A 23892-nucleotide genomic window follows, 5' to 3' on the forward strand; every position below is an offset into this window, starting at 1 on the left:
ACTCCTTCAGGAATGATAAGCGGCATTAAAGCTTTAAATGAATCGTGCATCTCTATATAAGTTCAAAGCACAAATATCTAATTATTTTTTATCCCCTCCACAACTTTTGTACATGATCCCCGCTACGCGGTTTTGTTGCCTTTGGACATCGTTTCAGGACCCTTCGGGCCCTGCTATAGACATATCACCGCTAGGCGGTTGAGGGTATGGTTCCGCTGGGTAGTTAACTATATAGTTCCGTTAGGTGTTTGATGGAATCCTTCCGGATATGGAAATATTATGCCTCGTCTAGCGCTTTTATAGTACTAAGGAACATCATTTCAGGCCTCTTCCGATATTCCATACAATTTCATCCTTTGTGATCCTAATGCACTTATAATTCTGCCATTCACCTTTCACATAGGCAATATACATTAAACAACTTTTCCTTATCAATTATACATTAAACAACTTTCACGGCTCTAATGTCTTATGTCTCATGTCTTTTGTCTAACTACTAACTACTAACTACTCCCTACTTTTTCCTATCTTTGCATTTACAATGGGTACACAACTTGACAATGGTATTAAGCCTTATAATCACTATGGGGCTTATTTGAAGGATAAATATGATGGACAAAGGGTATTTAAGGTTATCGTTGATGGTAACTTTACATGTCCTAACCGGGATGGGAGCAAAGGCTATGGCGGTTGTACCTATTGTAATGTGGATTCATTTACTCCGGATACGGCAAGAAAGATTCCATCCATTAAGGAGCAAGTTGAAAACGGAATTGCGCGTGCTAGAAATAGTTATGCAGCGGAGAAGTTCATTATTTATTTCCAGCCGAATACCAATACATACGCCCCGACACATTTATTGAAAATGATGTATGATGAAGCGTTAAGTATCTGTCCTGAGCATACTTTGGGATTATCAGTCGGTACGCGTCCTGATTGTTTGGATTTTGAGAAGATTGCTCTATTGGAAAGTTATACGGATCGGTATGATGTGGATCTTGAAATGGGAATGGAATCCATTTATAATGATACATTGGAGCAGATCAACCGTGGATGTTCGCATGATGAATTTATTTCAGCGATGAAAATGTTGGAGAATACTTCTTTAGATCTATGTGTACATACGATTTTTGGTTTTCCTTGGGAAACGGAGGAAATGATGCTGAAGTACGCGGATGAAATTAATAAGCATCCCAAAATAAAGTTTGTGAAATTGCATCATCTTCATATTGTTGAAGGATCAATAATGGGAGTTAAATTTAAGCGTGAGCCATTCAAACTTTTTACTATCGAAGAATACACAGATTTCTTAGCAAAATTTATCCCCTTATTAAGGCCAGATATCATTATACAGCGAATCTTTGGTATTGCTGATAAAGAGCTATTGATAGCACCGAATTGGGGCTTTCCAAAATCTGGTATACAGACTCAAATCGATAAAGGATTGGAGGAAAGAGGAGTCAAACAAGGATCTGCCTATAGAATTGCAGATTTGTCGATATAAAAAAATAATCCCGGATTGAATTCAATCCGGGATTATTTTTTTTACTATCTCTCAACGATAGACTTGAGGTCAGCTGGAGAGTAATAAATTGATTTTAATGTTTTATCGTCGCCTTTTCTGAAAACCAGGAATTTACCATCAATTTCTTTGTAGTAAGATTCTACACCTTTGGCAAGATAATGGTCTTGTGTATCGATAGCTTCTTGTTCAGTTTTGCAAGCTTTACTCATATTAGAGCGTTGTACTTCATTGAATAGGTCATTGAATTTATCTGCCATTCCAAATTCCAAAATTGCACCGGATAGTACATATTGAATATCACATAGGGCATCTGCAATTTCTACTAGGTCTTTGTCATCGATTGCTTCTTGTAATTCTTTAAGTTCTTCAGCGATTAGAGAAACTCTTAGTTTGCAACGAGCTTCAGAAGGAATAGTAGGTTGATCTAAAATCGGGTGCTGAAATGTTGTGTGAAATTCGGCAACCGAAGTTAAACATTTAGGGTCTGTCATATCAATTGTAATTTTGATAAAAATACGAAAGAAGGGGCAAATAAAAAAGGCGCAATGTCTATTGCGCCTTGAATATTATTTCATCAAATGTTTAAGTTGGATGATTTCTTTTTCTTCTAGGAATCTCCAACGTCCGCGAGGAAGATCTTTTTTGGTAAGATTTGCATACACCACACGGTCTAGTTTTTCCACTTCATAACCTAGGGATTCAAATATACGTCTTACGACCCTATTTTTTCCGCTATGAATCTGAATACCTATTTCTCTTTTTGAAGCGCCTACAACGAAGCTAAGGTCGTCTGGTTTGATTAATCCATCTTCCAGTTCAACTCCGAATTGTATTTTATTGAAATCTCCTTGGGTTAAATTCTTGTTTAACTCCACTTGATAGATTTTTGAAATGTTGTTTCTTGGGTGAGATAATTTCTCCGCAAGATTGCCATCATTGGTTAACAATAACAAACCAGTTGTATTTCTGTCAAGACGGCCAACAGGATAAATCCTTTCTCTAGTAGCTTTAGCAACTAAATGCATAACTGTCTTGCGTTCTTGTGGATCATCTGTTGTGGTGATATAATCTTTAGGTTTGTTCAAAAGAACATACACCATTTTCTCACGCTTTAAACGCTCGTCATTATATCTGATTTCATCCTTTGCAGGATCTACTTTTGAACCTAATTCTGTAACAACTACACCATTTACAGAAATTACACCTGCTTCAATAAGCTCGTCAGCCTTTCTACGAGAACAAATTCCTGAATTAGAAATATAACGGTTTAAGCGAATTAAGCCGTCATCCTCCGGATCATAGTTTCTTTCTGGTTTTGATTTCTTGAAATTATCTTTACGGAAATCTCTGTCAGAACGATCATCACGATCACGGTCTGAACGTCTATTTCCGAAATCTTTACCTTTTCCATCAAACTTTTTATAAGGTCTGTCCGAATTATATGATTTTTCAAACTTCCCGTCTTTATTGAATTTGGAATCTCTATCGCCTCTAGAGTCTCTACCAAATTTGGAATCTCTATCGCCTCTAGAGTCTCTACCAAATTTGGAATCTCTATCGCCTCTAGAGTCTCTACCAAATTTAGAATCTCTATCACCTCTGGAGTCTCTACCAAATTTAGAATCTCTATCACCTCTGGAGTCTCTACTGAATTTAGAATCTCTATCGCCTCTGGAGTCTCTACCAAATTTAGAATTTCTATCACCTCTGGAGTCGCCTCCAAATTTAGAATCTCTATCACCTCTGGAGTCGCCTCCAAATTTAGAATCTCTATCACCTCTAGAATCTCTTCCAAATTTAGAATCTCTATCCGGTCTAGAGTCTCTTCCAAACTTCGAGTCTCTGTCTGGTCTAGAATCTTTATTAAATTTAGAGTCTCTAGCAAATTTAGAATCTTTGTTGAATTTAGAATCTCTACCGAATTTTGAGTCTTTATTAAAACTACGTTTGTCGGAATTAGAATCGCGGTTAAATTTGTCTGAATTGCTTGTTCTCGAAGAGTCGAAGGATGATTTATCATCCTTTTTATTGTTTCTGAAGCCGTCTGAATTGCTTCTTGATTTTCTGGAGTTGTCGTCTCGACTGTTCCTTTTGCTATTGAATGGCATAATTCGAAAAAATGAGCCACAAAGATAGGTAAAATTTTCAGTGCTTTATTAAATAAATAACTATTGTATGATAAATATTAGAAAACTTCGACAAAGAACACGGTTTGGAATCATCATAATCCCTTTTTTATGTAAATAGTTAATAATAAAGGGATTATTAATATAGGTTCAGTTTTAATAAATGTTATGAACATTCAATATTAAATTGTGTTAAAATCTGATTTATTAGTTATTAAATTGACAATATATGTATATCTAAATTTGAACAGGCAGAGATTATGCTTATAAATGTTACAATTTTGGTGATCAAAATAAATCATTGTTTAAAGTATAATTAACGTTGAAAATTAAGGGTTTTAACTTTAATTAACTTTCTTGATTAATACTATTATTTGTGTCTTAAGATTATATGCCGTACTTTTGGAGCTTGATTTTTCACCAAGCTACTTTTTGATCGGATTTCACAAGTTCCGTGGATAGAGTAGCAGTAAGGGAATGCATGGTTAAAAAAAGAGTCTTATGTAGTAGTGCACTTTTGATGTTGATGTTAATGTCAAACTTGTACTCGAAACCCCAACCAGAGATGGCTGATCCTTTTAGAAAGGCGTTGGACCACTCGATGAAAGCCAATGTAGCGGAAACTATAGCGGCGAAAAAAGAGGCTGATCCTTACGGACATCTATCTTTTGCAGAAACTGAAATTCCATTGAAGGAAGTTACTGTACAAAAAAAACTAGACAAGTACCTGAGTAGGTTTGCTTATCTAAAAAAGCCCACTCATCACATTCACAAAAAAGCGGATCAATTACTTCCCCGCATTGCAAAAATCCTGAAAAGTTACGGCGTTCCAGAAGACTTCAAATACATCGCAGTAGTTGAAAGCAGTCTGAATCCAAAAACTACTTCTCATAAAGGAGCTGGTGGTTATTGGCAATTTATGCCTGCAACGGCGAGATTATATGGATTAAAGGTGAATGGGAGTGTGGATGAGCGATTAGACTTAATTAAGTCTACCCACGCCGCTGCTAAATATTTAAAATCACTTCATGATGAATTTGGTGATTGGACACTTGCAGCAGCAGCATATAATGTAGGTGGTGGAAGTTTAAGAGCTTCCTTAAGAAGACAGAAGAAAGACAATTATTATGACTTGAAATTGAATTCTGAAACAGCCGCATACGTTTATAAGATAATTTCCATGAAAGCAGTATTGGAAACTACTTAAGCTCAAAGCCTAATTTTATGAACAATACCAAATCAGGAAACCCACAGGTTTCCTTTTTTTATTTCTGAAAAGATCAACTTTATTAAAAATTTTAAATCCCTTTTAGTAATTTGATGTTTAACAATTAGAATTGATTCAGGAATATGAATTATGATGAAAGAGTTCTAATTGAATGTTAGTTTTTTTTGATTATCAATAAGTAAGCAAAAAAGCAAATCATCTACATGACCTAAGACTAAATTATGAGAAACCAAAAGCTTTATACGTTTTAGCTATACCCAATTAAAATTATTTAAAAAAGTGATTGAAATCACATTTTCTTGCTTCTCATTATCATTAGAATGTCATGGTTAGACTGGTAATTTTGAATCGTTAACTTAATATATAAGAATAATGCAGGTAGAGCAATTTAATTATGACAACAAGATTGTCAGAGATTTTGGAATCGCAACTGTAATCTGGGGGATCGTCGGGATGACTGTCGGGCTAATAGCAGCCTTGCAGTTAGTATGGCCAGAGATGAACTTTGGTCTTCAATATTCCACATTCGGACGTATCAGACCATTACACACCAATGCAGTAATCTTTGCCTTTGTAGGAAACGCCATTTTTATGGGGGCATACTATTCGATGCAGCGGGTGTTAAAGGCCAGGATGTTTAGCGATTTATTTAGTAAGATCCACTTCTGGGGATGGCAATTAATCATTGTAGCCTCAGCAATTACCCTTCCATTAGGGCTTACCAGTTCGCATGAATATGCTGAAATGGAATGGCCAATTGACTTAGCGATTACCATCATCTGGGTGGTTTTTGGTATTAACATGTTTGGTACAATCATCAAACGTAGAGAAAGACACATGTATGTTGCCGTATGGTTCTATATTGCTACTTTCGTTACGGTTGCTGTACTCCACATCGTTAACTCCATCCAAATGCCAGTAAGTTTATGGAAAAGTTATTATGTTTATTCAGGTGTTCAAGATGCATTAGTTCAATGGTGGTATGGTCATAATGCAGTTGCATTCTTTTTAACGACTCCATTCTTAGGTATGATGTATTACTTCTTACCAAAAATGGCTAACCGTCCTGTTTATTCCTATAAATTAAGTATTCTTCACTTCTGGTCCTTGATCTTTATCTATATCTGGGCTGGACCTCACCACTTATTATATACCTCGCTTCCTAGTTGGGTTCAATCTTTAGGGGTTGTATTTTCCATTATGCTTATTGCGCCAAGTTGGGGTGGTATGATCAATGGTCTATTAACTTTACGTGGTGCTTGGGATAAAGTAAGAACAGAACCTGTTCTTAAATTTATGGTCGTTGCCTTAACGTGTTATGGTATGGCCACATTCGAAGGTCCGATGCTATCCTTGAAACAAGTTAATGCAATCGCGCACTTTACGGACTGGATCGTTGCTCACGTACACGTAGGTGCTTTGGGTTGGAACGGTTTCATGACCTTTGCCATTCTTTATTGGTTAATTCCTAGAATTTATAAAACGCAATTGTACTCTAAGAAATTGGCTAATACCCACTTCTGGATTGGTACATTAGGTATTTTATTCTACGCTATTCCAATGTATTGGGCAGCAGTAGTGCAAGGATTAATGTGGAAAGATTTTACACCTGAAGGTGTATTAAAATATCCAAACTTCCTTGCTACAACATTAGAGATTCTTCCAATGCACATGATGCGTGCAGTAGGTGGTGTCTTGTATTTGTCAGGAGTAATCTTGATGACTTATAACTTGATTAAAACGGTTAAATCAGGCACATTACAGGCAAACGAACCAGCTGAAGCACCGGCATTGAAACCAATTGAAAAAGCTGAACCATCAGCACACCGTCGTCTAGAGCGCAAACCAATCCTATTTATGGTGTTGTCTTTGATCGCTATCCTGATTGGTGGTATCGTTGAAATGATTCCAACCTTTACGGTTGCGAACAATGTTCCGAAGATTGCTTCAGTGAAACCATATACAGCGCTGGAATTAACAGGACGTGATTTATATATCCGAGAAGGCTGTGTAAACTGTCACTCACAAACCATTCGTCCATTCCGTTCCGAAACGGCCCGTTATGGTGAATATAGTAAAGCTGGTGAGTTCGTATATGACCATCCATTCCTTTGGGGTTCAAAACGTACAGGACCAGATCTTCACCGTATTGGAGGAAAATATCCACACAAATGGCATTATGACCACATGTTGGATCCTACGATTACCTCTCCAGGAAGTATCATGCCGCCATATCCTTGGTTAATTGAACAAGATATTGACTTTAAATATCTAACTGGTAAAATGAACGTGATGAAGAAATTGGGTGTGCCATATTCAGATGCAGAGATTAATAATGCTTTAGCAGATGCAGAAGCGCAGGCACAAGCCATTGTTAAAGACTTGGCAGCAAATGATGTTGAGGTAGAGCCGAACAAGGAGATTGTAGCGATGATTGCTTACCTACAACGAATGGGTACAGATATTAAAGCTGAGCCTAAAAAAGCAGATGAAGCTGAAAAGGCAGCAGGAACAAATTAATGTAATACAAAAAAGAAAGAGCTATGTGGAAGCAAATCACAAACTTACATGGAGATGAGATCTATTTGATCATCTCGATGTTAATCTTCTTAACCTTCTTTATTATGGTGGGCATCATGATATTTACCATGAAAAAAAGCTTTGTGGATTACATGAAAGGATTGCCATTTGAAGAGTCTGAAAAACAGAATGATAATTTATCTGAATCTGAACGTATATGAATTTAGTATTAATAATAAGCAATGCAGTATCAGGGACGCTAGTAGCGATTGGTACAGGCAATTTATATAACGATCTCTTCTACCTGGCCGTATTTATCGTTCTGTTAGGAGTACTGGCGGCAGCCATCACGATCAACAAGGCATTAAGGTCCATGTTGAAAGTGACTATGCCAGAAGCAGTAAAAGAAGAAGAAAGACTTGCAGCTGAGAAAAAAGTTGCTAGAAAGAACTATTGGAAAAGCGCATGGAATTATTTCATGGGATTAAAACCAATTGAACAAGAAAAGGACTTAGTTATCAAAAACCATGAATATGATGGAATTGAAGAGTTAAATAATCCAATTCCAGTGTGGTTTAATGCATTGTTTTATTCGACGGTCGTATTCTCGGTAGTTTATTTATTGGTCTACCAGGTAACGGGAATTGGCTTAAACCAAGATCAAGAGTATGAACAAGAGATGGCCAAGGCAGAAGTTGCAAAGCAAGAGTTTTTAGCACAATCCGCAAACCTTTTTGATGAGAATAGTATTGAAGTGGATGAGACTGGAACCTTAGCTGCGAATGGAAAGGCTTTATTTACTACGAACTGTGCAGCATGTCATGGTGCTACGGGTGAGGGAACAATTGGGCCCAACCTGACCGATAGATTTTGGTTACACGGTGGTGAGATAAAAGATATTTTCAAAACCGTAAAATACGGTGTTCCAGATAAAGGAATGGTTCCATGGGAACAAACCTTAACTCCTGCACAAATTGCAGAGGTAAGTAACTTCATTATCACTTTAAGGGATACAAAACCTGCAAACCCTAAAGGTGCTGAAGGAGCTGAAGTGGTGAAGTATGAAAGTGAAGGAGGAGCTGGCGATGCTGCAGCGGAACCTGCTGCTGCGGATAGTACAGCAAATCAATAAACAATAAAAAATCATGGGAATAGTAGTAAATGACACAATCCAACCAAACCAACCTGATAACTCGAAAAGAAAATGGATTTACGCTAAAAAACCTAGCGGGAAGCTGTATAATTATCGACAGGTTGTTGGATACGGTTTACTACTATTCTTCTTTTTAGGTCCTATCCTAAAAATAAATGGAAACCCTTTTTTGATGTTCAACGTCATAGAAAGGAAGTTTTCCATCTTTGGAAATATCTTCTATCCTCAAGATTTTCATATTTTCCTTTTTGGAATGTTGATTGTCATGGTCTGTATCGTATTATTTACGGCGGTCTATGGCCGAATATGGTGTGGATGGACATGTCCGCAGACTATCTTTATGGAACTCATATTCAGAAGAATAGAGTACTTAATCGAAGGGGATTGGACACAACAGAAAAAGCTTAACGAAGGCCCAGATACAGATGCCAAAGCATGGAAGAAAGTTTTAAAGCATGGGATCTTTCTATTGATCTCGTTCATTATTTCAAATCTTTTTCTTTCCTATATTATTGGTTTTGATGCACTCGTTAAGATTGCAACAGACCCAATAGATCAGCATTTGGTTGGCTTTGTTTCAATCTTGGTTTTTACCCTAGTGTTCTATTTTGTTTTTGCTTATGTCAGGGATATCGTATGTACAAAGATTTGTCCATATGGTCGACTGCAAGGGGTATTGTTGGATGAAAATTCAGTAACCGTAGCCTATAATGTTGCTCGTGGAGAACCAAGAGGAAAACTGAAAAAGGGTGAAGTTGAAAATAAAAAAGGAGATTGTATTGATTGTCACCTATGTGTGCATGTTTGTCCAACAGGGATTGATATCCGTGATGGTATTCAGTTAGAATGTGTTTCCTGTACAGCATGTATTGATGCATGTGATGCAGTTATGGAAAAAATCAATAAGCCAAAAAGGCTGATTGGATTTTATTCCTCTGCAGAGGCTGAAGGAAAAGAAACAGAAAAAATTGGAAAGCAAAGAAACACTCGTGCCATTGTCTATACAGGAATTTTAGTGGTTCTAATGGCGATTTTTGGATTTATGATCTTTAGCCGTTCAGATGTTGATGGAAGGCTTTTAAGAGCAAAAGGTAGCAGCTACCAGAAACGAGATGATGGAACGGTTACCAACCTTTACACTCTAGAAGTCCTTAATAAAACCAACAAGGATTTGGATTTTGATCTTGTGAGTGCTACAGAAGGGATAAAAATTCAGGTTGTAAACCCAATTTCTCATTTGGCAAGAGAAGGAAGTGCTAAAATTAGTCTATTTTTGATTTCAGATTTGAAGTCCATTAAAAAATATAAGACGGACGTGAAGGTTGATATTAAAGTGGGGGACAAAGTTTTGGAAACTATGGAGACGACATTCATTGCGCCTCCAGCAAAAAAATAGAATGAACTGGGGATATAAAATAGTTTTTGGTTTAGGAGCATTTATGCTTTTTATCATAGGAGCAGGGATTTACATGGTAAGTCATGATTCAGATACATTGGTTGAATCCGACTATTATGAAAAGGGATTGAATTATGATGAAACCTTTCATAAAAAAGAAAACCTTTTGAATGACGATGCTAAGCCTAAGATTCAAATGTTAAAGGATACCTTGCTGATTAAATTTTCAGCAGAAGGAAACAAGGGCAGTTTGAATTTTAAGCGTCTGGATGATAAAACCCATGATCAGCAAATCCCATTTTTCACCAAGGATAATCAATTTAAATTACCAGTAAGCAGTTTTAAAAAGGGCAATTGGAATTTGGAGATTGACTGGGTGAATGCTGATAAATCCTATATATCAGATCACGCAGTATTTATTCAATAAGATGACGTATCATTATTTAGCGTTTTTTATGGGTCTATTGGGCAGTATTCACTGTGCAGTCATGTGCGGTCCACTATTGCTTGCAGTTCAAGCGGGGCAGCAGATCTCATGGAAAACAACGCTAAATAAGTTAATCTATCAATTAGGCAGAATCTTAACTTATGGTTTCCTAGGTTTAATTTTAGGGGCGTTAGGAAATGTTGCGGCTATTCAGGGCTGGCAACAAGGCTTTAGCTTAGTTACCGGAGTAATTTTGTTTGGTATTGGTTTATTTTACATTTTTGGTAAAAGTTCTTCGAGCTTAGCAAACATTCAAACAAAAGCAATTCAGCCTTTTGCAAAGTTTATGAGTAAATGGCTATACCGTCCAGGTGGAAGTTTTGTTGCAGGTGTTCTTAATGGAGTTTTACCATGCGGCATGGTTTATATGGCTTTAGCCTCTGCTGTAAATGCAGATTCCTTGGAAAATAGCTTTTTATTTATGGTGCTATTTGGTCTTGGTACCTTGCCTTTGCTGTTGTTGTTTTCGTTCGCGGGTAATTTTCCGAAAAGAGTATTTAAAAAAGGTTTCAGCACAGTACTTCCAATTTTGTTTATCCTCATGGGAGTATGGTTTATTTTGCGTGGGGCAAATTTAGATATCCCATATCTAAGCCCATTATTGCATGTTGAAGGTGCTATGAATTGTGCATAATCAAAGATTTTAGCTTCTTGAGTTTATTAATTGATTTTCTTTGCTATCTTGTATTGAAAGTTTATTGGCATGCACTAAAACATTGCCATTAAATATTGGTTATTCAGTGAAAGACCATCTATGCAGGAACACATTCAGGCTGTCATAAAATTCCTAGAGCTTTGGGGCTGGATCCCACTGACCATTATGTATGTGGGTGTAATCATTACCATTCTGATCGAAAATCGTAATCCAACTAAAACTATTTCCTGGGTATTAGTCATCGTATTTATCCCATTTGTTGGTTTAATTCTCTATTATCTTTTTGGGCAGAAGTTCTCAAAGGTCAAGAAATTGAAACGGATTAATCAAGAGCAGACGCTGAGATTAAAAAAGGAATTTCAAAGGTTGGAACCTTTGATGCAATGGTCGATCCGAAATATTCAAAGCAAAATCGGAGACTTGTCACGGGTTTATGCTTATCTAAAGAATGAAAAGCTATCTACACCGACGCTTAATAATGAAGTGACCTTATTGGTTAATGGGGAGCAGATGTTTCCATCATTACTTGAGGCATTGGCATCTGCAAAACACTCCATCCATATGGAGTTTTACATTTTCGAGGTGGATAATATTGGGATGGAAGTACTTAATCTGTTGGAGCGTAAAGCCTCAGAAGGAATTATCGTCCGACTGATTGTTGATAGTTTTGGTTCTCCTCAATTAGTGCGTTACATGCGTAAGAGAAAAAAGGAAACCAAGATAGAATTTGAAGTGTTTTTACCTGTTACCTTTACTTCTTTAGCCAACAGCAATTACCGAAATCACCGTAAGATAGCGGTAATTGATGGATTCACCTGTTTTATTGGAGGAATTAATATATCAGACAGATATAGGAATCCCAATGACTTTGGTCTTTATTGGCGTGATACCTCGGTTAAGATTGTTGGAAATGTTGGTACGATGTTTCAGATCAGTTTCTGGAATCAATGGAACCAAACAGATGGTAAGTCTTTCAAATTGGATGATGGATATCTTCGAGAAACGCCCGTTGTTACCGATCAGTTATCTGCAGTTGCTATCGCTTCCAGTGATCCGGGTTCATTAGGGCCATTTAATATGGAAGCCTTATTGATTAGTATCGGTGAAGCTAGCCACAGCATTAAATTATGTACTCCCTATTTTATACCTTCAGAAGAATTATCAACAGCATTAAAAACAGCCGCTGCAGCCGGTGTTGAAGTAGAGTTAATGATTCCGAAAGAAGGTGATTCTTGGTTTGTTCAGCATGCGACTTATTCATATCTTAAACCTTTACTCGAACGTGGGGTTAAAGTGTTTCTTTATGAAAAGGGTTTCTTGCATGCAAAAACTTCTGTGATTGATGGAAAAATAGCTTATGTAGGGACTGTTAACTTGGATTTCCGAAGCTTTTACATCAATTATGAGGTAGCTGCAGTTATTTCCAATAAAGATTTCTGCCAAGAAATGGAAAAACAGTTTGAAATAGATAAACAAAACTCTGAACTGATTTCTATCAAGGATTGGAAAAAAAGAAAAGCCTGGAAGCGTGGATTTGATTCGCTATGCCGATTGCTTGCTCCTTTGCTATAAGTATCTGTTAAATTTCCCTAACTGCATACCTTGTTCCCTAAAAATTCAATATATTTAGCTTTTTCAAAACTGAATATTGATGAATTTAATAAATCGTATACTTTTAGCCGTAGTACTATTTACCTCTATACTCCATATTGCTGAAGCTCAAGTAAAACCCACCATTCCAATCAATACTGCTGTTGAAAATGCTCAAAAATACTTTTCAATCTATCCGGTAGAGAAAGTGCATTTACATTTTGATAAGCCTTATTATGCTGTTGGAGATACATTATGGTTTAAAACTTATCTGAATACCAATCTTTTCAATTACGATCCTAGTAAAATTGTCTATGTAGATGTCATTAACAGTAAGGATTCTTTGATTCAAACCTTAAGGGTTCCGATGAAAGAGGGAGCTGGCAAAGGACAGTTAGTATTGGATCCTCAATTTTGGTCACAGGATAACTACCGTTTCCGTGCTTACAGCAAATGGATGATGAACTTTGATATGGGTTATTTCTATAATAAAGTTGTTCCAATCGGGGATGCAATCAACAAGAAATTGGGTGCCATAATTACTTATCAACAAGATGGTAGCAAAACTAAGGCAACTATCCAATTCAGAGGAAAAGAAGGACAATTACTAGGAAGGAAAAAATTGAATTGGGAAGCCAATGATGGTTGGGATGCCTTTGATAAAGGAAAGGCTGAGACAGATGATCTTGGACGAATATCCATCAACTTAAATCATAAAGAAAAAGATAAATTTAAAAACGGACGTTTGGTCATTCAGTTAGATGATACGGAAACTTTAGTAGGTCAATATTCCTTATCGAATGCATATCAGGACGTTGATATTCAATTTTTTCCGGAAGGAGGAGATTTGATCTCTGGCTTAGCGAAAAAAGTAGCTTTCAAAGCGATGGCATCTGGGGGTGCAGGTGTAGGAGTTAAAGGAAAGGTGATCGATAGTAAAAAGAAGGAAGTCGCAACTTTTGAGGATTTAGGACTGGGAATGGGGACTTTTAATTTAGTACCAACTTCAGGAGAGTCCTATAAAGCAGTAGTGACATTTGCTGATGGTCAAGAGAAAACTGTTGACCTTCCTGCAGTGCAGGATGATAAAATAAATGTGGTTGTTGGATCTGTTGATAAGGAGTTTATCAATGTAGGTTTAATGATGAATGACACTTATTTTAATACCATCCAAAATAAGCCGTATTATGTATTTGGACAGCTTAACGGACATTTAATCTATGCAGCTCAAGCTTCTATAAAAAGTGCTTCAGTTTCTGTAAAGATTCCTTTGAAAGAATTACCTAATGGTGTCGTACAGATAACTTTAATGACTCCTGATGGTCAACCCGTATCAGAAAGATTGGTTTATATTCAACCTCAAGAACTTATTGGAATTCAGGTTTCAACTGACAAAACGGATTATGCAAGAAAAGATCTCGTAAAAATGAAGTTGAATTTGAACACGAATATCGATAGCCTACCTGGAAACTTTTCAGTCGCTGTTATTGATGAAACCAAAGTTCCAAATAATGATGATAATGATAAAGGCATTGTCAGCAATATGCTGGTAGCTTCTGATTTGAAAGGATATATCGAAAAGCCTAATTATTACTTTAATCCTAAAAATGAAAATAGGGCAGAGGCGCTTGATGCCTTGATGATGACTCAAGGATTTAGAAGATTTGATTATAAAGATTTAGTACAGGCAAAACTGCCGCAGGTAAAATTTATGCCTGAGCAAGGAATTACCATCTCAGGAATATTACGTCAAAATACAGGTCGTACGCAGCCCAATGGTGGACTATTGCTAAATATTCCAGGTGCTGCTGTTAAGAAAGATGCTTACACCGATAATTCAGGTCGATATGTTTTTGAAAATTTGGTGTTTACTGATTCCTTGAAAGCAACTTTAAATGCAAGAGGAAATGATAACTTTAGAAGTTTGGTTATTACGTTAGATCCTACATTATTCCCGGAAATTGATCCGAATAATCCAAATAAAGCTGGGGCGGTACAGAATATTGACCAAAACTTAGAAGCCTATTTGGACAATAGCAAAAAAGAATTCAGGACCCACAATCTAATTGAGGAAGTTGTTGTGACGGCGACTCAAGAGAAAAAGCAGACGAGTAAGGATTTTTCTGCATTGACAGGTTTATCTATGCCTGAACATCGAATTGAAGGAAGTAGGTTCAACGGTTGTAATGTGTTGAGCATGTGTATGAATACCATGTTGACTGGGATAACCTTTGATGTAAACACACAAAAGTATTACATCACAAGAAATTATAATCAAGGGAGTAGAGTGCCGGTTCAGTTCTTCCTGAACGGTATGCCTATTGATGAGCCTTCTATTAATTCCATTCAGGTTGCTGAGATTGAAGCGATTGAGATCTTTATGCGTGATGATTTAGGAACAGTAAGAAATCTGTATAACAATGATGGTGTTGTTTCGATCATTACGAAAAAGGAGAAAAAACAACCAAGGATGACGATGTCTCAAATTGAAGCCATGTTACCTAAATCAAATGTGATTGATTTCTATCCATTAGGCTATGTAAAAGAGCGTAAATTTTATGAGCCTAAGTATGCAACTCCGGCTACTAAAAATACGAATGACTTTAGAACAACAATTTATTGGAATCCAGATATCCGAGTAGATTCAAAAGGTGAAATTAACCTAGAATTCTATAATGCAGATGGTGTTGGAAAATACAAAGTAGTCGTAGAAGGAAATGACCTACAAGGTAATGTAGGTAGACAGATTTACTATTATAATGTGAAATAATAGCAGAGTTTTCTATATAAAGACAATAATTGAAAAGGTCAGGATGATTCCTGGCCTTTTTTTATTGATGATGTAGTTTTAACTTTCATGTTCAATAGAATAGCCAAAATAATCAAGACAATTCCAAGGATAGAATAGATGTTGTAGGATTCATCAAAAAGCAGGTAGCCAAATCCTAATGCATAAACTACACCTAAATAAGTCAAGCTTGCAACTTTTGATAGATTAGCAGTTTGATAGGACAGGGTCATATAATATTGAGCTAATTGAGTTAGAATCCCAACTAACAGCAGATAGAACCAATCCATACCTTGGGGCATTTGCCAATGAAATATACTATATATGCCTACAAATGGAATAGTGATTAATGGAAAATAGAAGATGATGACCAAGGGATGTTCCGAGGTTTTGATCTTAGCGATAATGTTATAGGCTATCGCTGCGAACAAGGCAGCTAACAATCCGATGATCAGATCCAGATTGGATATTCTTGTATCGAATCCTTTTAACATAAGCACTCCTGCGATTGCCAAACTAAAGAATAGAAATTGAATTGGTCTTACAGGCTGCTTGACAATAAAGATTCCTAAGACAGCGGTGAATAGGGGTGCAGTATAATTAATTGTAACAGCAGAGGCTAATGGAATGTTCTGAAGGGTATAGAAGGATCCAATAAGTCCCAAACATCCTGCAATTCCCCTTGCAATCAGGAGTTTTTTATTGGTTCCAAGTAAGGGTATTCGCTTTTGTTTAAGAATGAGATAGGTAGCGACTAAACTTATGACAGATCGAAATAATACTACCTCTAATGTAGGCAAATGGGAAACAAACTTGACACAGACATTCATCAAAGCAAAGAAGAAGCCTGCCAATAACATATATTGGATGCTTTTGTTGTCCTCCACTATTGTACTTCTTGATCAGTATGTTTTTTGACTACTTCTCGGATGCCTGTTTCTGGATCAATTTCAAGTTCGGTTTGTTTGACGAGAACGGCAAATGAAGCCGGCTGAATGCCCTTGCCATATTTAACCGCATATTCCTTTGTGAACTCCGCCCCAAAGTAAAGTATGGCTGAAGAGTAGTAAACCCATGCCAAGAGAATAATAATGGATCCAGCAGCTCCGTATGAGCTTGCTGTAATGTTTTGAGATAGGTAAAGGGAGATTAAATATTTTCCTAACATAAATAAGAGGGCCGTGAAAATTGCTCCTCCTAAAATATCCTTAAAGCGTACTTTCGCATCAGGAAGAAAGGCATAGATAATTCCAAAAAGAGATGAAATCACCAAGAAAGTAATTGCTGTATTAACCCAATCTATTAAGTTGATATCCCAATTGTCCATAAATTGGTTAAAGTAACTGGTCATTACACCAATTAAGCTTGAGATAATCAGAGAGGCTAATAAAAGGAACACTAAACCTAAAATCATTGAGAAAGAGATCAGTCTATTGATAATCATCTTTAACCAGCCCTTTTTAGGTTTAGGTTTTACTTTCCAAATAGAATTGATGGAATTTTGAATATCAATGAAGATTGTTGTCGAGGTAAACATTAAAGTACCAGCACCTACTATGATACCAATATTAGATCTACTCGATAAAGAGAGGTTGTGAACGGTGGATTCAAGTAAAGTGGCAATTTCCTTTCCAAACAATTGGTTCAGTTCATCGATTACTTGTTCCCTTGCTCCCTCGGTGCCATCCAGGGCACTTCCATAGAAAAATCCGAGTGTCCATGTAAGAATCATGAGGAGCGGACCAATTGAAAATACTGTATAATACGCTAATGAAGCACTTAATTTCATGCAATTATCATCAATAAAAGCATTACCTGCATTCATAAGTAATCCCCAGAATTCTTTGATCTTTACCCAGATTCTATTTAACATAAAAAAAATTATTCAGAATAGATTGTTTTGATAATGTCTTCATTTTTCTGCAAGATTACTTTACGTTTAAGGCTTAATTTTGGAGTAAGCTCGCCAGCGTCGATGCTCCATTCCTTTGGTAAAAGCTTAAATTTCTTAATCTGCTCCCAATGGCCAAAGTTAGCCATAGATTGGGAAATTATCTGTTCATATTTTGATAATATATCTTCGTTCTTGATTAAATCCTCTTTCGATTGAAAAGATATGCCCTTGTGGTTTGCATATTTTTCGAGTTCTTCAAAAGCAGGGACGATCAATGCGGCAGGAAATCTTTGGTTTTCACCAATGACCATAACCTGTGCGATTAGGGTAGATTCCATGAGCTTATTTTCCAATACTTGCGGAGCCACATATTTACCACCGGCAGTTTTGAACATCTCTTTTTTACGGTCTGTAATTCTTAAGAATCCATCTGGAGTTAATTCTCCAATATCACCTGTATGAAGATATCCATCTTCTGTAAAAGCTTCCTTGGTTGCCTCTTCGTTCTTATAATATCCACTTGTAACACTAGGCCCTTTAACGAGAATTTCCCCATCCTGAGCTATCTTAACATCCAGATTACTCAATACACGACCTACAGTTCCAAATTTTACATCATCTTCTTTCCATGAATTAACAGCAATAACAGGTGAGGTTTCTGTTAGACCATATCCTTCAAGTACTTTGATTCCAGCTGCCCAAAAAACGCGCGCAAGCCTCTCTTGAAGTGCTGCTCCACCAGAAATAATAAGCTTAATGTTTCCACCTAAAGCTTCTTTCCATTTTGAGAAAATCAACTTACGGGCAATCCCGAGTTGAAAATTATAGAATGCGGAATTCTTTTTAGGTTCTTGATAGCGTAGACCTAGATTTAATGCCCAAAAAAACAAAGACTTTTTAATTCCAGTTAGATTTTTTCCTTTTTCTACAACTTTATCATAAACCTTTTCAAGAACACGAGGAACGGTAGTGAAAAGATCAGGTTTGACTTCATTGATGTCAACAACAATATTGTCCAGGTTTTCAGCATAATAAATTTGAATTCCTTTGGAAAAATATAGATAAACGACCATTCTTTCGAAGATATGGCATAATGGTAGAAAACTTAGTGATTTCTTATACTCATCCGTAACCAAATGATTGCTTGCTTCAACATTGGCAAGAATATTTCCATGGGAAAGATAAACTCCCTTTGGCTTACCAGTCGTTCCAGAAGTATAGATCAAGGTTAATAAATCATCCAACTGAACGGCCTCTCGGAAGGCAAAAAGATCCTCGTTATTTTGTTTTCCAAGTTCAATAACCTCATGGAAGTTCTTTCTTCCAGATATATCATCGAATGTAAACATCTCCAATTGAAGATTATTTTCTTGAAGTGCATGCTCTGCTTTTTTCGCAAGATCCTCATTGCTTACAAATAAAAGTTTTGCTTCCGCATCATTTAAAATATAGATAAGATCTTGATTGGATAAAGTAGGGTACAAGGGTACGGTTGCTACTCCCAACTGATTACATGCAAAGTCTATAAAGTTCCATTCCGGACGGTTTCCAGACATCAAGGCAACACGGTCACCCTTTTTTATTCCTTTTGCCAATAAACCCTTGCTGATATTATCTACGATCTCTACAAATTCATTTGTGGAATAGGTCTTCCAACCCGTCTTTGAGCGCCCAGCAACCATGATATCTTTAGCAAATTCCTTCTGATAGTTACTGATTAAATCACTTAATCTTTTATAATTGCTCATAATAATGTTTCTCCCCTTAAAAATACAAAAATTGGTTATATATACTGTTGGTCTTGACTAATATATCATTTTTTAAAGAAAAACTATGCTTGCAGAATAATTTTTGACTTTAAACATACCTAAAATCAGTTTTTACCGTTAGGAAATAAAATAGTAAATTTGAACGGATAGAAATAAATTTTCATGAAAAAAATCTTACAATTAACATTAGTTTTTATTGCCTTTATCGCATCTACAAATCTTGCAAATGCACAACTTCAAACACAACATGCCATTGGTGCTCGTTTCGGATCAGCAACAGGGATAACCTATCGCTATACAATGGCTCCAGAGCGTGCAATTGAAGGTATTTTAAGTATTCAAGGTAACTCTGAATACAGTAGATTCCGATTAGTTGGATTGTATGAAAATCACAGACCATTGTACAATGATTTTACTTGGTTCTGGGGTTTTGGTGGTAGTGTTGGTTCTTATACAAGCAAAGCTTTTACCAATAAAGAAGGTCAGCGCTTTGATAAATATTCTGAAATGGCATTGAGTATTGACGGTATCGTTGGTGTGGAATATAAAATTCCTGAAGCTCCTATCGCCTTGTCATTAGATGCTAAACCTTATTTTGACTTTCTTCAAGAAAGTGGATTTAGAATTTGGGATGGCGTGGGATTCTCTATCCGTTATACATTCTAGAGGATAGACTATAGATATTGAAAAGCGCCATTTTGAAATGGCGCTTTTTGTTTTTTTATTATTTGTTAGGGTCTACTGCTTCTTCGGTATCTACAGAATTGTTCTCTCTATATATTTTTTCACCAATTACACCTTCATCCCCCAAAGCCCGTCCTTTAATTAGCCAGGAAACTCCAAATAGCAATAAAGCTAAGGCTTCAAACAACAGCGTGGAATAGGGAAATAGTTTAAAGGGAACTAAGATAATACATAACAAGATTCCGTAGCCACAGAATCTATATATCTTATTTTCATTAAACATACTGACAGGTATGTCGGTATTTGGCTGCTGACCGATGGTAAATACATTGATCGAAAGAAGAGCGAAAATAAAAAAGAGAACTGCGGCAAAGCCATAGTGTAGCCAGGTTAGGCTAAAGTTAATGAGCGTACATTTAAGACAGGAATCGGAAATTGGATCTGTTGGAATAAACGCTACTCCAAAAGCCATAAAACCTGCAATGTTGGTAAGAATATTGTCGTTTTTTAAGATTGACTTATTTCCATTGCCTTTATAGCAAATCAAAAATAAACCTACCGCACATAAGGTACCTGTAAATATTTCGCGAAGGTTCGTGTAATAATAATGACTTATGGAAGGTTGAATATTGGTTGAGAAAAATTTAATTAAGGAAAGTAAGACAAGAATTGAAGGAAGGAAGATTCCCAAGTAACCAATCGCCCTGCGAAGTCGCCGGTAGGCAAATAGATTATAGTGTTGTATATTTTTCATAATATTATGGTTAATCTAAACCTTTAAGGATTAAAGGTTTATAGTTTGTTAGTTTACCATTAAAATTAAGAAAAAATATATTTAATTGGAATATGGATGATTGGGGAAGGTGATTGGATTAGTAAAGAAAAAACACTTTAATATATATGTTATACTGCATATATATTAAAGGTTTTTATTAATGAATTATAGGGACAGCCAGAGATCTCCTAAAGCACTTTGTTCTTCCGTCCTATTTGGATTTCTTTCAATTACGTAGGAAACTTTATCACTAGCTTTTAGGTGTACTGTAATTTCACGAATTAAGCCATCTCTGGAAACAAGAATATTTATAGGATCTCCTACTTTGCTAATCGCAATAGCTTGATCCAATTCTCTACCCTGTGGATCCAATCGATTTCCATTTACTGCAATGATTTCATCATCAACATTTAATCCATCAACCCATGCTGCAGAATTTCTGTCAACATTTTTGATAATTGTGCGTGTATCTTGATGAGATACTTTAATTCCCAAACTTGGGGTTACCGTTTCTCTGTTAATGTCAATGAATTGAAATCCTATGGCATTGAAATATGCATTATAGTCAATTTCTTCTGTTGTATAGACAGCATCAAAGATTTCTTTTAAAGATATCCCCGAAACTTCTTCGGCTAGATCTAAAAATTCTTTTTCAGTTACTCCTCGGTTTTCAATTAAGTAGAATTTATTATAAGCAGCCTTTAAAACATCATCCAATCTTTTTTTGCCTTGAGTTTTTGCAATGATACTGATGTCAATCATGGTCGCCAACATGGCTCCCTTGTTATAATATGAAATGCTGACATTGGCTGAGTTTTCATCTGGGCGATACTGTTTGATCCAAGTGTCAAAGCTTGATAATCCAACGGATTGTATTTTGTGGCCAGGACGGTTTAAGACCATATTGAATTCAGAAACTAATTCATTCAAATATTCCTGTTCGTTTCTGAAACCACATCTACGCGTAATTAAGTTGTCGTAATAGGCAGTAAATCCTTCGAAAATCCAAAGAAGAGGGGTGTAGTTTTCTTCTTCGTAATTGAATGGTCCCAAGTTAGCAGGTCTTAGACGTTTAACATTCCAAAGGTGGAAATATTCATGAGCAACCAAACTCAAGAAATTATTATAGCCAATATTGCTGATATACGATGACCTGGAAGCCGCAAGAACAGTGGAGTTCAAATGTTCTAGGCCACCATGGGAATTCTGGTAGTTATGCGTGATAAAGACATAACGATCATTAGGGTTAGAACCCCAAATATCAGTCTCTACTTCCACAATCTTTGTGATATCTGCCGCTAAGCGGTCTTTATCATATACTGCTGTTCCAACCATAGCAAATTCATGGGGAATGCCAGCAGCATTGAAAGTCCATACATCCTGGTTTCCAATTTCTAAAGGAGAATCAAATAAAATGTCGAAATTTTCGGCGAAGAATAAATTGACCTTGCCTTCTACGAGCTCTAAACCAGTAGAGATTTTGGTCCATATAGAAGGAAGTTCCACTTGAACAGTAGAAGAATGGTCAAGGTAGCCATCTACATATAGAAAAGTTCCAGCAGGGCTGATGAAAGCATGCTGATCATCAACAAGGTTTGTCCTGACTGATCTTTCAAAACTGTAAACGCGATAACTGATCTTTACTTGAGCACCTTTGGAATTTAACCTCCAGGTATTTTTGTTCGTTTTATGAATGACGATTTCATTTCCTTGTGCATCTTCAGCTTTAACCTGTTCGATGTTTTTGGCAAATTCTCGGATTAAATAGGAGCCAGGTGTCCAAACTGGCATCTTCAGATCAAGATAATCTTGATCAATTCCGTCAATAATCATTTTAACCTCAACATAGTGTGCTTGAGGTTCTATAAAAGACAATTGGAAATGAATGTTACTATTACCCATAATTATTTAAATGTAAAAAGGGAAACCATGTTTGGTTACCCTTATTTTCTTTTATATACTTCAAATGTATAATCGAATTTATGCTTGTCGTCCTTACTGTGTTTATCTTGACTTTCCAATATCCATTCAGATTCCGGTAAGTCAGGAAAGAATGCATCTGCTCCTTCAATTTGTGTATGGACTCTGGTCAATAAGATTTCTTTTGCCAAGGGGAAAGATTGTTTGAAAATTTCCGCTCCTCCAATGATAAAAATTTCTTTTTCATCACGGCAATAATTTAATACATCTTGAATACTATTCGCAACATCAACATCTTCAGCTTTGAAATCATTCTGTCTTGTAATGATGATGTTTCTTCTTCCCGGTAAGGCTTTTCCTATAGAGTCAAATGTTTTTCTGCCCATTACAATGGTATGGTCCATTGTTTTAGCTTTAAAATATTTGAAATCATTAGGTAAATGCCATGGCATTTGATTGCCCTTGCCTATGGCGTTATTTTCGGATGCTGCAACAATAAATGTAACTTTTGGTAAACTCATTTATAGGAATTGAATATTGAAATTTAAACGGCAACTGGTGCTTTAATATGTGGATGATGCTCGTAGTTTTTCAGCTCGAAGTCTTCAAACTTAAAGTCGAATATATCCTTTACCTCAGGGTTTATTTCCATTTGGGGAAGAGCTTTAGGTTCACGGGAGAGCTGCAATTCGGTTTGTTCATAGTGATTGCTGTAGATGTGCGCATCACCAAGCGTATGCACAAAATCTGCGGCTTCCATATCACAAACCTGGGCAACCATCATCGTTAATAATGCATAAGAAGCAATGTTGAATGGTACTCCAAGGAAAATATCTGCGCTACGTTGGTAAAGCTGACAGGAGAGTTGTGGTTTCAGGATTCCTTTTTCAGGTTGAGCAGGAGCCACATAAAATTGAAAGAATGCATGGCAAGGTGGTAATGCCATGTTTTCGATTTCAGCAACATTCCATGCCGAAACAATGATGCGTCTGGAATCTGGTGTATTCTTAAGCTGATTGACTACCTGTGTGATTTGGTCGATATGACGGCCATCAGGAGTTGGCCAAGAACGCCATTGAGAACCATAAACTGGCCCTAAGTTACCTTCTTGGTCTGCCCATTCATCCCAAATACTAACACCATTCTCTTTTAAATATTGGATATTGGTTTCACCTTTCAAAAACCAGATTAATTCATGAATAATTGATCTTAAGTGAAGTTTTTTGGTGGTGACCATCGGAAAACCTTCCTTTAAATTGAAACGCATTTGATACCCGAAAACACTTTTTGTCCCTGTTCCAGTTCTGTCAGTTTTTTCAACACCATGATTGTAAACATGCTCGAGTAGATCTAAATACTGTCTCATATAGGTTTTTCCTTAT

At 36.5% G+C, this 23892-nt stretch carries 20 protein-coding genes; 11 read left to right on the forward strand and 9 right to left on the reverse strand.

Annotated features, from left to right (window positions below; translation table 11 throughout):
- The first annotated feature begins 541 nt into the window (after positions 1 to 541).
- Positions 542 to 1504 carry a tRNA modification radical SAM protein MnmL/YtqA gene (locus E0Y80_RS18690; RefSeq protein WP_156309180.1) on the forward strand — a complete coding sequence of 321 codons (963 nt, stop codon included), beginning with the start codon at positions 542 to 544 and terminating at the stop codon, positions 1502 to 1504.
- A gap of 44 nt (positions 1505 to 1548) precedes the next feature.
- On the opposite strand, the gene E0Y80_RS18695 is transcribed toward E0Y80_RS18690, so the two are convergent.
- Positions 1549 to 2016, reverse strand: coding sequence for a pyrophosphohydrolase domain-containing protein (locus E0Y80_RS18695; protein WP_156309181.1), 468 nt, complete (start codon positions 2014 to 2016; stop codon positions 1549 to 1551).
- Positions 2017 to 2091: 75 nt separating this feature from the next.
- Positions 2092 to 3633: a pseudouridine synthase gene (locus E0Y80_RS18700; RefSeq protein WP_156309182.1), complete on the reverse strand. Its 1542-nt coding sequence runs from the start codon at positions 3631 to 3633 to the stop codon at positions 2092 to 2094.
- 550 nt (positions 3634 to 4183) lie between these two features.
- Here E0Y80_RS18700 and E0Y80_RS18705 point away from each other — a divergent pair.
- The 9 genes from E0Y80_RS18705 to E0Y80_RS18745 all read left to right on the forward strand — a co-directional run bounded on the left by E0Y80_RS18705 (position 4184) and on the right by E0Y80_RS18745 (position 15450).
- Entirely contained in the window at positions 4184 to 4858 is a 675-nt protein-coding gene (locus E0Y80_RS18705) for a lytic transglycosylase domain-containing protein (protein ID WP_197091680.1), read from the forward strand.
- 393 nt (positions 4859 to 5251) lie between these two features.
- Positions 5252 to 7399 (forward strand): cytochrome-c oxidase, cbb3-type subunit I, encoded by a 2148-nt coding sequence (gene ccoN / locus E0Y80_RS18710; protein WP_156309184.1) that lies wholly within the window; start codon positions 5252 to 5254, stop codon positions 7397 to 7399.
- Between the two features lie 23 nt (positions 7400 to 7422).
- Entirely contained in the window at positions 7423 to 7620 is a 198-nt protein-coding gene (locus E0Y80_RS18715) for a hypothetical protein (protein ID WP_156309185.1), read from the forward strand.
- Positions 7617 to 8531, forward strand: coding sequence for a cbb3-type cytochrome c oxidase N-terminal domain-containing protein (locus E0Y80_RS18720; protein ID WP_156309186.1), 915 nt, complete (start codon positions 7617 to 7619; stop codon positions 8529 to 8531). Before E0Y80_RS18715 ends, E0Y80_RS18720 begins: the two co-directional genes overlap by 4 nt.
- Positions 8532 to 8544: 13 nt before the next feature.
- Positions 8545 to 9948, forward strand: a complete 1404-nt coding sequence (gene ccoG, locus E0Y80_RS18725; RefSeq protein ID WP_156309187.1) for a cytochrome c oxidase accessory protein CcoG — start codon at positions 8545 to 8547, stop codon at positions 9946 to 9948.
- 1 nt (position 9949) lies between these two features.
- The gene (locus E0Y80_RS18730; RefSeq protein WP_156309188.1) at positions 9950 to 10375 is read left to right on the forward strand and encodes a FixH family protein; all 426 of its coding nucleotides are present in this window, start codon (positions 9950 to 9952) and stop codon (positions 10373 to 10375) included.
- 1 nt (position 10376) lies between these two features.
- Positions 10377 to 11069, forward strand: coding sequence for a sulfite exporter TauE/SafE family protein (locus E0Y80_RS18735; protein WP_156309189.1), 693 nt, complete (start codon positions 10377 to 10379; stop codon positions 11067 to 11069).
- A 120-nt stretch (positions 11070 to 11189) separates the two neighbouring features.
- Positions 11190 to 12662 carry a cardiolipin synthase gene (cls, locus tag E0Y80_RS18740; RefSeq protein WP_156309190.1) on the forward strand — a complete coding sequence of 491 codons (1473 nt, stop codon included), beginning with the start codon at positions 11190 to 11192 and terminating at the stop codon, positions 12660 to 12662.
- 79 nt (positions 12663 to 12741) lie between these two features.
- Entirely contained in the window at positions 12742 to 15450 is a 2709-nt protein-coding gene (locus tag E0Y80_RS18745) for a carboxypeptidase regulatory-like domain-containing protein (protein ID WP_156309191.1), read from the forward strand.
- A gap of 38 nt (positions 15451 to 15488) precedes the next feature.
- Here the strand turns inward: E0Y80_RS18745 and E0Y80_RS18750 are convergent, their stop codons facing one another.
- Genes E0Y80_RS18750 through E0Y80_RS18760 form a run of 3 tightly spaced genes read right to left on the reverse strand, consistent with a single transcriptional unit; the run spans position 15489 to position 19110 of the window.
- Complete coding sequence (locus tag E0Y80_RS18750) at positions 15489 to 16355, reverse strand: DMT family transporter (protein WP_197091681.1); 867 nt, start codon at positions 16353 to 16355, stop codon at positions 15489 to 15491.
- Entirely contained in the window at positions 16355 to 17341 is a 987-nt protein-coding gene (locus E0Y80_RS18755; RefSeq protein ID WP_156309192.1) for a YihY/virulence factor BrkB family protein, read from the reverse strand. The genes E0Y80_RS18750 and E0Y80_RS18755 overlap by 1 nt, the downstream gene beginning before the upstream one ends.
- An 8-nt stretch (positions 17342 to 17349) precedes the next feature.
- On the reverse strand, positions 17350 to 19110 hold the full coding sequence (locus E0Y80_RS18760; RefSeq protein ID WP_156309193.1) for an AMP-dependent synthetase/ligase: 1761 nt from the start codon (positions 19108 to 19110) through the stop codon (positions 17350 to 17352).
- Positions 19111 to 19293: 183 nt separating this feature from the next.
- On the opposite strand from E0Y80_RS18760, the gene E0Y80_RS18765 reads away from it, so the two are divergent.
- A complete protein-coding gene (locus E0Y80_RS18765) occupies positions 19294 to 19797 on the forward strand; it encodes a hypothetical protein (protein ID WP_156309194.1) in 504 nt (167 codons plus the stop codon).
- Between the two features lie 58 nt (positions 19798 to 19855).
- Here the strand turns inward: E0Y80_RS18765 and E0Y80_RS18770 are convergent, their stop codons facing one another.
- The 4 genes from E0Y80_RS18770 to E0Y80_RS18785 form a co-directional block, all read right to left on the reverse strand.
- Entirely contained in the window at positions 19856 to 20569 is a 714-nt protein-coding gene (locus tag E0Y80_RS18770) for a hypothetical protein (RefSeq protein WP_156309195.1), read from the reverse strand.
- Between the two features lie 186 nt (positions 20570 to 20755).
- Positions 20756 to 22492 carry a M61 family metallopeptidase gene (locus E0Y80_RS18775; RefSeq protein ID WP_156309196.1) on the reverse strand — a complete coding sequence of 579 codons (1737 nt, stop codon included), beginning with the start codon at positions 22490 to 22492 and terminating at the stop codon, positions 20756 to 20758.
- Between the two features lie 41 nt (positions 22493 to 22533).
- Positions 22534 to 23031, reverse strand: coding sequence for a dihydrofolate reductase (locus tag E0Y80_RS18780; RefSeq protein ID WP_156309197.1), 498 nt, complete (start codon positions 23029 to 23031; stop codon positions 22534 to 22536).
- Positions 23032 to 23054: 23 nt separating this feature from the next.
- The gene (locus E0Y80_RS18785) at positions 23055 to 23876 is read right to left on the reverse strand and encodes a thymidylate synthase (protein WP_156309198.1); all 822 of its coding nucleotides are present in this window, start codon (positions 23874 to 23876) and stop codon (positions 23055 to 23057) included.
- Positions 23877 to 23892: the final 16 nt, after the last annotated feature.

It is taken from the genome of Sphingobacterium endophyticum, from assembly GCF_009733535.1.
GTDB classification, from domain to species: domain Bacteria; phylum Bacteroidota; class Bacteroidia; order Sphingobacteriales; family Sphingobacteriaceae; genus Sphingobacterium; species Sphingobacterium endophyticum.